The organism is Allomuricauda sp. R78024, from assembly GCF_044596045.1.
Taxonomy (GTDB): Bacteria; Bacteroidota; Bacteroidia; order Flavobacteriales; family Flavobacteriaceae; genus Flagellimonas.
Genome location: NZ_CP138995.1, coordinates 3434266 through 3445543 on the forward strand (window position 1 = coordinate 3434266; position 11278 = coordinate 3445543).

At 35.2% G+C, this 11278-nt stretch carries 13 protein-coding genes; 8 read left to right on the top strand and 5 right to left on the bottom strand.

Going from position 1 to position 11278, the window contains the following annotated elements:
• Positions 1-120: 120 nt before the first annotated feature.
• The 3 genes from yaaA to SJY44_RS15515 all read right to left on the bottom strand — a co-directional run bounded on the left by yaaA (position 121) and on the right by SJY44_RS15515 (position 2590).
• Positions 121-882 (bottom strand): peroxide stress protein YaaA, encoded by a 762-nt coding sequence (gene yaaA / locus SJY44_RS15505; protein WP_396590409.1) that lies wholly within the window; start codon positions 880-882, stop codon positions 121-123.
• A gap of 92 nt (positions 883-974) precedes the next feature.
• Positions 975-2000: an RluA family pseudouridine synthase gene (locus tag SJY44_RS15510; protein ID WP_298931262.1), complete on the bottom strand. Its 1026-nt coding sequence runs from the start codon at positions 1998-2000 to the stop codon at positions 975-977.
• Between the two features lie 2 nt (positions 2001-2002).
• Entirely contained in the window at positions 2003-2590 is a 588-nt protein-coding gene (locus tag SJY44_RS15515) for a PASTA domain-containing protein (RefSeq protein WP_298931259.1), read from the bottom strand.
• Between the two features lie 78 nt (positions 2591-2668).
• Here SJY44_RS15515 and SJY44_RS15520 point away from each other — a divergent pair, with 78 nt between their 5' ends.
• From SJY44_RS15520 to SJY44_RS15540, 5 genes are all read left to right on the top strand, one after another.
• Positions 2669-3643, top strand: a complete 975-nt coding sequence (locus tag SJY44_RS15520) for a D-alanine--D-alanine ligase (protein ID WP_298931256.1) — start codon at positions 2669-2671, stop codon at positions 3641-3643.
• 32 nt (positions 3644-3675) lie between these two features.
• Positions 3676-4134 (top strand): pantetheine-phosphate adenylyltransferase, encoded by a 459-nt coding sequence (coaD, locus tag SJY44_RS15525; protein WP_298931253.1) that lies wholly within the window; start codon positions 3676-3678, stop codon positions 4132-4134.
• A gap of 204 nt (positions 4135-4338) precedes the next feature.
• Complete coding sequence (locus SJY44_RS15530) at positions 4339-6189, top strand: PAS domain-containing protein (protein ID WP_396590410.1); 1851 nt, start codon at positions 4339-4341, stop codon at positions 6187-6189.
• Positions 6176-6589, top strand: a complete 414-nt coding sequence (locus tag SJY44_RS15535) for a two-component system response regulator (RefSeq protein WP_396590411.1) — start codon at positions 6176-6178, stop codon at positions 6587-6589. Before SJY44_RS15530 ends, SJY44_RS15535 begins: the two co-directional genes overlap by 14 nt.
• A gap of 72 nt (positions 6590-6661) precedes the next feature.
• A complete protein-coding gene (locus SJY44_RS15540; RefSeq protein WP_396590412.1) occupies positions 6662-8437 on the top strand; it encodes a M14 family metallopeptidase in 1776 nt (591 codons plus the stop codon).
• Here the strand turns inward: SJY44_RS15540 and SJY44_RS15545 are convergent.
• Positions 8418-9026, bottom strand: coding sequence for an NUDIX hydrolase (locus SJY44_RS15545; protein ID WP_396590413.1), 609 nt, complete (start codon positions 9024-9026; stop codon positions 8418-8420). The two genes, SJY44_RS15540 and SJY44_RS15545, sit on opposite strands and share 20 nt — an antisense overlap.
• Positions 9027-9033: 7 nt before the next feature.
• Here SJY44_RS15545 and pyrE point away from each other — a divergent pair, with 7 nt between their 5' ends.
• Both pyrE and SJY44_RS15555 read left to right on the top strand, forming a co-directional pair.
• Complete coding sequence (gene pyrE / locus SJY44_RS15550; protein ID WP_298931239.1) at positions 9034-9672, top strand: orotate phosphoribosyltransferase; 639 nt, start codon at positions 9034-9036, stop codon at positions 9670-9672.
• Between the two features lie 9 nt (positions 9673-9681).
• On the top strand, positions 9682-10077 hold the full coding sequence (locus SJY44_RS15555; RefSeq protein ID WP_396590414.1) for an SRPBCC family protein: 396 nt from the start codon (positions 9682-9684) through the stop codon (positions 10075-10077).
• On the opposite strand, the gene SJY44_RS15560 is transcribed toward SJY44_RS15555, so the two are convergent.
• Positions 10074-10817, bottom strand: coding sequence for a biotin--[acetyl-CoA-carboxylase] ligase (locus SJY44_RS15560; protein WP_396590415.1), 744 nt, complete (start codon positions 10815-10817; stop codon positions 10074-10076). The two genes, SJY44_RS15555 and SJY44_RS15560, sit on opposite strands and share 4 nt — an antisense overlap.
• Before the next feature lie 81 nt (positions 10818-10898).
• Between SJY44_RS15560 and rsfS the strand changes: the two genes are divergently transcribed.
• The gene (gene rsfS / locus SJY44_RS15565) at positions 10899-11276 is read left to right on the top strand and encodes a ribosome silencing factor (RefSeq protein WP_109665181.1); all 378 of its coding nucleotides are present in this window, start codon (positions 10899-10901) and stop codon (positions 11274-11276) included.
• Positions 11277-11278: the final 2 nt, after the last annotated feature.

Genomic DNA, 11278 nt, shown 5'->3' on the forward strand with positions numbered 1-11278 from the left:
GAATCAAAGATGATGATAAAAGTCAAAATTAACGACCTATTTTATCTACATCACAATTTAAAGCGTGACGAGGCATAAACCTAACATCTTTTCAAAAAACTTAGAGATGTCCGATAGAAATTACCTGATAAAAACAGGTTGATTTTCTTTTAAGGTATGTTCAGCACTAAACACGTAGCTATCATAATCAAAACCCTTAAGGTTCTCCAACGTTTGTGCATTAGTATCCAAAATATAGCGGACCATTGAGCCACGTGCTTTTTTGGCAAAAAAACTAATGACCATTAATTTGTCATTTTTCCAGTCTTTAAAAATTGGCGTAATTACAGGTACCTTAAGTTTCTTTTCATCTACCGCTCCAAAATATTCATTACTAGCTAAGTTGATAAAAAGCTCTCCATCTTCTAATTCTGAATTTAAATGTTCCGTTAATTGTTTTTGCCAAAACTCGTAAAGGTTCTTTTTACGGGCCACTTTTAATTGAGTACCCATTTCCAAACGGTAGGGCTGCATTAAATCCAAAGGCTTTAAAATTCCATAGAGTCCTGATAAAATGCGAAGCGTATCTTGAAGTTCATCCAACTTATTTTCAGGAATGGTATAAGCATCCAAGCCTTGATAAACATCCCCGTTAAACGAAAATACGGCAGGTCTTGAATTTTGTGGAGTGAACGGAGTTGAAAATTGTTGGTTTCTTTGCCAGTTAAGCTCTGCCAGATTATCCGATATGGACATAAGTTTTGACAATGCCTTCGGTTTCTTTTTAACCAATACACTGTTCAATTTTTTAGATTGCTCCAAAAACTCAGGTTGACTATATTTTGATGTAGGTAGCGTTGTTTCAAAATCTAGCGACTTGGCCGGCGAAATAACAATTTTCATAGAAAACTAATTTTTAGTAAAAATAAAGAGAAAATGGTTTTTTACACTATAAGTGTAAAAGGTGTTTTCAATCCTTCAATTGAAGAAAACTATTATTCACTATGCTTTGTATAATTCCGCCATTTGTCGATACAACTAACCATATCTTCAGGCAATTCGGAATTAAATCGCATAAACTCTCCTGTCTTTGGATGTTTAAAGCCTAATGTTTTTGCATGAAGGGCTTGTCTTGGCAAAATTTTAAAAGCATTTTCCACAAACTGTTTGTACTTGGTAAAAGTGGTGCCTTTTAAAATCTTATTGCCCCCATATCGCTCATCATTAAATAATGTGTGCCCTATATGTTTCATGTGAACACGAATCTGATGTGTTCTACCAGTTTCCAGCCTACATGAAACCAAAGTAATATAACCCAATCGTTCAACAACCTTATAATGCGTGACTGCCTCTTTTCCTTGATCTCCATCCGGAAAGACAATCATTTGCAGACGATTTTTAGGGTTTCTGGCAATATGCCCTTCTACAGTTCCTTCTTCTTCTTGCAAATTGCCCCAAACCAATGCCAAATATTCACGCTCACTGCTTTTCTCAAAAAACTGTTTTGCTAAATGGGTCATAGCAGCTTCCGTTTTGGCAATTACTAAAAGACCCGAAGTATCTTTATCTATACGGTGAACCAACCCAGGACGTTCAGAACTGTTCTTGGGTAAATTATCAAAATGATGAACCAAGGCATTAATCAAGGTTCCTGAATAGTTGCCATGACCAGGGTGAACCACCATTCCGGCAGGTTTATTGACCACAAGAAGCGTTTCGTCTTCATAAACAATATCCAACGGAATATCTTCAGGAGTAAGTAAAAACTCATAAGGAGGGTGTTCAAATAAGACTTTTACCTCATCCCCAGCTTTTACTTTATAATTTTGTTTTACTATGGTATCATTTACCCAAATGTGTCCTTGTTTGGCTGCCTGTTGAATCTTATTTCGAGTAGCATTTTCTATAAAATTCATTAGAAATTTGTCCACCCTTAAAGGCTCCTGCCCTTTTGAAGCTACAAACTTATGGTGTTCAAAAAGCTCATCTTGTGAAATCTCGGTATTTTCTGAAGTGTCCATAATTATTGGGAATCTGCCTGTACGCGGGCACTTCCCGTAATTGTTCCATTACCACAAATCAGCTCTATTTTAGATGTTTTGGGCAATTTATCCCCAGGTTTCAAGTATTTCCCCTTGTGCTTCATTCTATAAACCATGTCCCTTCCCAACTCATCTATGTAGGTAACACGTTGCACGTCCAGTCCTACTGCTCTTAACATAGATGCTGCGTTACGTTGAGTTACTTGAATAATATCTGGAACCGTTACTTTTTTATATCCCGAAGGATTCACAGTAAAGTAAATCTTTCGGTTGGACTTTACTTTATTACCGGCTGGTGGGTCTTGGTCCAAAATGGAAAATCTAGGATAATCTGGATTGTAATTGGAAGAATCCAAAACCTGATAGCGAAGTCCCGCATTTTCTACGGATTTGCGCATTTCCAAAACAGACATTTTTGAGAAATCTGGAACCTCAACAAACTCTCCGTGATTTGTAGAGCCTTTTAGCCACTGCAATACCAAAAAGCAAAAGAGCACAACCGCAACCAAGGCTAAACCTATTTGGATTAAGAAAATCTTACTTTTTAAAAAACTCAAAAAATGTTTCATGCATATGCCTTATCTGAACAAATATAGGAAAGCCAGTCGTTTTTTCTTTACTTTGACATAGTGATATTCGACAAGCTGATGAAAAAAAACATTGCCATCATTATGGGTGGTTACTCCAGTGAATATGAAATTTCAATTAAAAGCGGTAACGTGGTGTATCAATATTTGGATAAAACAGCCTACAATCCGTACCGTATCATCATCACAACTGAAAAATGGATTTATCTGGATGATGACAATACAGAATTTCCTGTAAATAAGTCTGATTTCAGTGTTAAACTGAAAGATAAAACCGTCTATTTTGATTGTGTTTTTAATGCTATCCATGGAACGCCGGGAGAAGATGGCATATTGCAAGCGTATTTTGAGTTATTGAACATACCGCAAACATCATGTGGCCATTATCAGGCTGCGCTTACCTTTAACAAAAGGGATTTGTTAAGTGCACTTAAACCATATGGTATTCATTGTGCCACATCTTTCTATTTAAATTTAGGGGATACAATTGATACAGATGCAATTGTGGACAAGGTAGGTCTTCCTTGTTTTGTAAAAGCCAACAGGGCTGGTAGTAGTTATGGTATTACCAAGGTATATGAAAAAGATAATCTAGGTGAAGCCATTACGAATGCTTTTAAGGAGGATAATGAGGTTATCATTGAATCTTTCTTAGATGGAACAGAGGTATCTGTAGGGGTTATTACCTATAAAAATGAGGTCAAGGTGCTCCCTATAACCGAGATAGTTTCGGAAAACGATTTTTTTGACTACGAAGCAAAGTATCAAGGAAAGTCACAAGAAATAACACCTGCAAGAATTTCTAAAATACAAGAAGAACGTGTTATAAGATGGGCGGAATACATTTATAAAACCCTTGGGTTAAAAGGTTATACGCGTAGTGAATTCATCTTTCTAGAAGACGAACCATATCTTTTAGAAGTCAATACTACACCCGGCCTTACTGAAGAAAGTATTTTACCGCAACAGGCAAATGCCGCAGGAATTTCATTAGAAGAGCTATTTGGCAGCGCCATAGAAGAAACATTACGATAGAAAATCTGTATTTTTAAACAAACTTTTCAAACATGAGACGTGCCATCTTTCCAGGTTCTTTTGACCCATTGACCTTAGGCCATTATGATATCATAAAAAGGGGCATAACGCTATTTGATGAGCTCGTAATTGCAATAGGTATAAATGCGGATAAAAAATACATGTTCTCTTTGGAAGAAAGGACAAAGTTCATTGAAGAGGCTTTTAAAGATGAGCCAAAAATAAAAGTGGTGACCTATGAAGGCCTAACGGTGGATTTTTGCAAAAAAATAGATGCCGATTTCATCTTGAGAGGGTTGAGAAATCCCGGAGATTTTGAATTTGAAAAGGCTATTGCCCATACCAATAGAAAACTTTCCGAAATTGAAACAGTATTTTTATTGACCTCTTCGGGCAAATCCTATATCAGTTCGTCCATTGTAAGAGATGTCATTAGAAATGGTGGGGACTATACTGGTTTGGTCCCGGATACAGTAGTCGTTAAATCCTAACCTTGGTCTGCAAGAGATGAAATCTTGTAAAATTTGTAGTACTTCTAAAATGCTCCATCCCTAACCCTTCAAACCTCTCATTTCGTTTAGCAAACCACATATTTGTTGTAGTTCGCAACAATAAATGAGTGAATAATAGCAATACTACTATTTTAGTCAGAAATTTCTTATAGTTTCAAAGAACCCCCAAATCTGAACCTTATTTTGAAAACAATTGAAACCGTTCCTTACCATTACTTATTAAAGCAATTACCTAAAGCCACCGCTCTTGTTGATACGAATTATTCTTTGATAGAAGCCTCTAATTCATGGTTGAACATTTTTGATTTAGAACATTTCGAACCAAAAAATACACATAACAGAAGCGTTTTTGATTTTTACGATAGCCATAAAGAGTTTTCAAGCAAAACGCTAAAGGAATGTTTGTCAAAAAAGCACAAACAGGTAATTCGTCATAAAAGAAATGAGAAAGAAAATGAAAGATGGTTTGAAAGTACTTTTGCGCCTTGGTTTGATGAAAAAGAAAATGTACTTGGAACAATAGTACAAATAGAAGACATAACTAAGGAAATTGAAAAAGAACTTGAACTTGAAAGAATCAAAACTTTGCTTCAGGCAAAATCCGAGGTTGCCAAAGTAGGTAGTTGGGAATATGACATATCCACGGAAAATCTTACTTGGTGTAAAGTAACTAAAGAAATTCACCAAGTCTCACCCAACTTTAAACCCAAGATAAATCAGGGTATAGAATTCTACAAACAGGGATATAGCAGAAACAAAATTTCCATGTTGTTCCATAAAGCATTGGAAGATGGAACCCCATATAACGAGCGCTTAATCATAATTACCAATAAAGGGGAAGAGAAATGGGTGACAGCCGGTGGAAAAGCCATCAAGAAAAATGGAAAGATTGTTAAGCTCTTTGGAACTTTTCAAGATATTAACGATCAAGTTCTAGCTGAAATTAAGACAAAGGAAAGCGAACAGTTATTGACTACCTTAATTGATAATCTTCCCATAAATGTCTTTATAAAGGACAAGGAATCTAGAAAAATACTGGTAAACAAAACGGAGTGTGAATACTTAGGCGCTAATTCAAAGGATTTAATAGGTAAAACGGATTTTGATCTTTATGATGATAGAGTAGCGCAGATTTCAAGAGATGAGGATCTAGAAGTAATGCGCACATTAAAACCTATGATCGGAAGAGAAACCATTAATGTAAGAAAAGATGGTAGCGCAACTAATTTTCTAACCTCAAAGATTCCGCTTCTAGACATTAAGGGTAAAGCATACGGCCTAATTGGCATGAGTATGGATATCACCCATATAAAACAAAAGGAAGATCAATTACAGGATTTAATCAATGTAACCGCAATACAAAACAAAAAATTAATAAACTTCGCGCACATTGTTTCTCACAATTTAAGATCACATACAGCCAATTTTTCTATGCTTCTAGAATTTCTTATTAAAGAAAAAGAAGAAAAGGAGAAAAAAAGAATCATGAAAATGTTGTCCCATGCTTCTGATAATCTATTAGATACATTGGAAAATTTAAATGAAGTTGTGGATATAAGTACCAATGTCAATCTAGATAAGAAATCTTTAAACCTCAACGAGAACATTCTTAAAGTTCAACAAAATCTAGCTGGTTTCTTGGTGAAAAACAAAGTGGAATTCATTAATTCCGTTCCAAATAATTTATCGGTAATGAGTGTTCCTGCATACCTGGAGAGCATTGTTCTAAACTTAGTTACCAATGCCGTAAAGTATTGCAAACCAAAAGAAAATCCCACCATTACCTTAAGTGCTCAAAAACAAGAAAAAAGTGTCGTTTTCAGCATAAGTGATAATGGTATGGGCATAGATTTAAATAGGTACGGAGGTAAAATCTTTGGAATGTACAAAACCTTTCATAACAACAAAGATGCTAGAGGTCTTGGTCTATATATTATAAAGAATCAAGTAGAGGCAATGGGTGGTAATATAACTGTAAGTAGTGAAGTGGATAAGGGGACTACATTCAATGTTTATTTTAATGAAGAAGATTAATAGCATATTTATTATAGATGATGACCCAATAACAATTTTCGGCATAAAAAAAATGCTGAAAACCACTGTCATTTGCAAAGAAATTAAAGCCTTTGAAAATGGAAAAACAGCGTTGGAAGGGTTAACAAAAAGGATTGAAAAAGGAGCTTCTGTGCCAGAGGTTATTTTTTTAGACATCAATATGCCCATTATGGATGGATGGGAGTTTTTGGAAGAGTTTGTTGGCATGGATATCAAGGAAAAAATAATCATTAATGTGATTACATCATCTATCGATCCTTTAGATTATCAAAGATGGAATGACTTTAGGTTAAAGTGCCTACACTATCTTAACTTCAAAAACAAACCCATATACAAAATTGAAGCTACTGACCTGAACAGGGTCAATATAGCATCATAATTATTTTATTGCCTATTTTTATCGTAGGAAAGAAATTTTCCCAAGCCTATTTTCAATTAGCATTCCACGACCTTGAAGTATTTATTTTTTTTGATAGTACTAATATTCTTTTTATCCTGTGAAACCCAAACACAAGATAAAATTGCCTCCTACCAAACATTTTTTGAAACCTCACAAGGAAAAGAGACTCCCACATATGAAGAAACCATTGCTTTTTATATAAAATTGGCAAAGGATTTTCCTGAAATCAATATTCAAACTTTAGGACAAACAGATAGTGGGTACCCCTTGCATATGGTCACCTTTAATCCTGATGGGGATTTTAATTTTGAAAACGTGCGTAAGGAAAAAGCCATTATCCTAATTAATAACGGCATACATCCTGGAGAAAGCGATGGTATTGATGCCACCATGCTTCTTTATCGTGATTTGGCAACAAAAAAACTATCTCACCCAAAAAACACAATTTTAGTAACCATTCCTATTTACAATATTGGAGGAGCTTTGTATAGAAATTCTACGACCAGAGCAAATCAAAACGGACCATCTGAATATGGTTTTCGCGGAAATGCATTGAATTATGATCTGAACAGGGATTTTATAAAAATGGATACTAAAAATGCAAAGACCTTTACACAGATTTTTCATTTAGTACAACCCGACATTTTTATTGACAACCATGTAAGCAACGGCGCAGATTATCAATACACATTAACACATCTTTTTACGCAACACAACAAGATGGGTGGAAAACTTGGCAATTATCTTCATAAAGAATTTATGCCCAAAGTAGAAAAATCATTGGCAGATAAAGATTTGGATATCACCCCTTATGTAAATGTGTTCAATAGGCCACCAGAATTTGGTTTTAGCCAATTTATAGATCACCCTAGGTATTCAACAGGTTATACCACCCTTTGGAGCACTTTAGGTTTAATGGTGGAAACCCATATGCTAAAACCATATAAAAAGAGGGTTGAAGGCACTTATGAACTTATGCATAGCATGATATCCGTTGCTGAAAAGGAATACGATACTATAAAAACGATGCGCAAAGAGACTTTGGAAGAAAATCCCAAGGCTTCAGCGTATTACTTCAACTGGCATGTGGATACCACCCAAACATCAACATTGAATTTTAAAGGGTATGAGGCCGAGCGAGTACAAAGTCAAGTTACTGGTTTGTGGAGGTTAAAATATGATCAAACTAAACCTTTTACCAAAGAGACTACTTATTATAACTATTACGCGCCACAAGATACAATTACGGTTCCTGCCGCATATCTAATCAAGCAAAGCTGGCAAAAAATAATGGATAGATTGGATGCGAATAGAATTCAATATTTTGAGATAGAGAAAGATACCGTTCTATCAGTGGAATCCTATAAAATTGTAGATTACAATACCAGAGAAAACCCATATGAAGGGCACTACCTTCATTATGATACTGAAGTTGGAAAAAGTATGATTAAGGTTGCTTTCAGAGCTGGTGATTATGTAGTCCCAACAAATCAGCATGGTATTAGATATATATTGGAAACCCTTGAACCCCAAGGAGCAGATTCCTTTTTTAATTGGAACTTCTTTGACACCGTTCTTCAACAAAAAGAGGGGTTTTCCCCATATGTTTTTGAAGATGTAGCCTTGGATATGCTGAAAAAAGATTCTGTACTTCGTGGTAATTTTTTACTCAAAAAAGAAATTGATATAGAATTTTCTAAAGACTGGTATGCACAACTAGACTGGATTTATCAGCGCTCAAAACATAAAGAAGACCCCTATTTAAGATACCCGGTCTATCGCATTGTAAAAGGCAGTAGGGCTGCAACTATTCTTGCTCAGGATTAAACCAACCTTCAAATAAAATTTTAATATTGAAGTATGAGTTTTTTAACGCTTTTTTTGCTTTTTTAGGACCTTTCCACTTTACTTTCATAATCCCCTCTTCTTTCTGTCCAATTAACTTACCATCATATGTTGTGTACATGGCAAACCAATGTACTTGCTTTAAGCGGTATTCTCCGCTTCTTCTAAAGACATGATATGTAGTTCGTAGAAACTTGTCAATAACCAAGTCTCGTACACCTGTTTCCTCTTCTACCTCTCTAATAGCTGCCTTTTCAATAGATTCGCCTTTGTCAACCTTACCTTTAGGTAAGTCCCATTTATCATTTCTATAAATGAATAAAATCTTGCCTTTTGGATTTGTTACAAACCCTCCTCCTGCTACCACTACCGGAAGCTTATGCATAAAAACATCAAGTATTTTTTCTTCATCCGGATGGTATATGTAAGCTTCTTTCAACCTACCCTTAGACAAAGAATCTATAGCCATTAGTATAGAATCACCATCCAAAGAAAAGAGGTTTCCATTAGAATTCTCTTGACGCTCATTTGTTAAAATCAGTGGGGACTCATTAACAAAAACTTTATACATTTGCGCAATGGTTTTAAACAAGGACACTGCAAAAAAAACAGCCGAACTTCTGCTACAAATTAATGCAATTAAGTTGGAACCAGAAAATCCATTTACTTGGGCTTCTGGTTGGAAATCTCCTATCTATTGTGATAATAGAGTTATGCTCTCCTATCCCAAAATAAGAAATTATGTAGGAGAAGAGATGGCAAAACAGGTGGAAACATTGTATGGAAAACCAGATGTTATTGCCGGAGTTGCTACAGGAGCTATAGGGATTGGCATTTTAGTTGCTGAGGCAATGGGACTGCCATTTATCTATGTTCGCCCAGAACCAAAATCGCACGGTAGACAGAATCAGATTGAAGGCTATTTGGAACCAGGGCAAAATGTGGTGGTCATTGAAGACCTAATAAGCACAGGTAAAAGCAGTCTAAATGCAGTAAAAGCATTAAAGGCCCAACAAGCCAACGTGCAGGGTATGATTGCCATTTTTACTTATGGATTTGCCACTGCGACAGAAAATTTTTCAAATGAAAATGTGAAGCTTCATACTTTATCAGATTATGACCATTTGATTGAGCAAGCTTCTGAAACCAATTATATAAAAGAATCTCATCTACAAACCTTGTTGCAGTGGAAATCAAATCCGCAGCAATGGAAATAATTTTACAATATGCATATTGAAGTCTCTAAAAAGAAAGTGGCCAAAAGTGATAAAGAAGTTTTTGATTTTTTAAGCGACATCAAAAATTTTAAGACTTTAATGCCTGATAATATTGACAAATTTGAGGTTTTAGATGAAAAAACTTTCAAGTTTGCTTTAAAGGGCATGCCAGAAATAATCCTAAGATTAAAAGAGCAGTTCTCAAACGAAAAGGTTGTACTTGGGGCAGCAAGTGATAAATTACCATTTACACTGACTGGAAATATAGAGGCTTTAAGCGAAAATGAAAGTGAAGTAGGTCTTAGTTTTGAAGGGGAATTTAATGCCATGATGGCCATGATGATAAAAACTCCGATTACCAATTTCATGGAGACGCTCTCGTCAAATTTGGATAAAATAAGTTAGTACAATAGCGATACTTCTTTTAATCCATATTCTTTAAATATATTATCTTCTAATTCCAAGACCAGTTTTCCTTCTGGTGAGATGCCACGGATAAACCCCGTAAACAATTGCCCTTCCTTATTCTTAAAAGTTGAAGGTTTATCCTTTCTAAAAAGCAACTTTAAGTAAGAAGGTAATAGTTGGGAAACTGATTTCCCTTCAATTTCGATAAGATAGAATTTCAATCTTTCTAAAATTTTGTTTAGCAGTTCATCAAGATCAAAAAACTTTCCCGTTAACGACTTTAACGATGCAACTTTTTCTAAGTTTTCATAATAAGTTTGATTCACATTTAGGCCTATTCCAATGATGGAATTATGAACCAACTGCCCTTTAAGAACATTTTCAATCAAAATGCCGCAAATTTTAGAAGAACCTGACATAATGTCGTTGGGCCATTTCACCTTTAAATTAGGTACGGATAATTCCCTCAAGGCATCACAAATTGCAAGGGAAATACAAATATTCATGTTAAACTGGTGAACTACTTTAAATGAATTGAATTTCTTCAAGATACTAAAAGTCAAGTTCTTACCTTCTTCGGACTGCCAAGTAGTTCCCATTTGTCCTCTGCCTTTCAACTGACTCTTGGCAACAACCACAGTAAAATCATTTAAGGTCTTGGATTGCATCAAATCTTTTAAATAGAGATTTGTAGAGTCCGTGGCATCAAGTTTGATTATTTGTGATAGTTCCCCCAAAGTGGTGCGTCCAATGTTATGTTAAAAACTAGGGCTAAGAAAACAAAAAAAATATAACTTTGTAGAAATTAAAATTTTTGAATGCAGAAAACGAAAGCTAGCGCAGATGAACTGATTGCCTTAATATTACATGGAATAGAAGAAGTTAAAGGAGTTGACATAAATCTACTTGATCTTAGGGAAATTGAAAATACAGTTTGTGACTATTTTATTATCTGCAATGGTACTTCTAACACGCACGTAAACGCAATTGTTTCATCAATCCAAAAAACTGTCAGCAAAGCTATACAAGATAAACCTTGGCATGTTGAAGGTTCTGAAAATGCAGAATGGATTTTGATGGACTATGTAAATGTTGTTGTTCATGTATTTCAAAAACACATTAGGGAATTCTACGACATAGAAGGGCTTTGGGGTGACGCTAAAGTAACCATGGTGGAGAGCAGCTACAATTCTTAAAA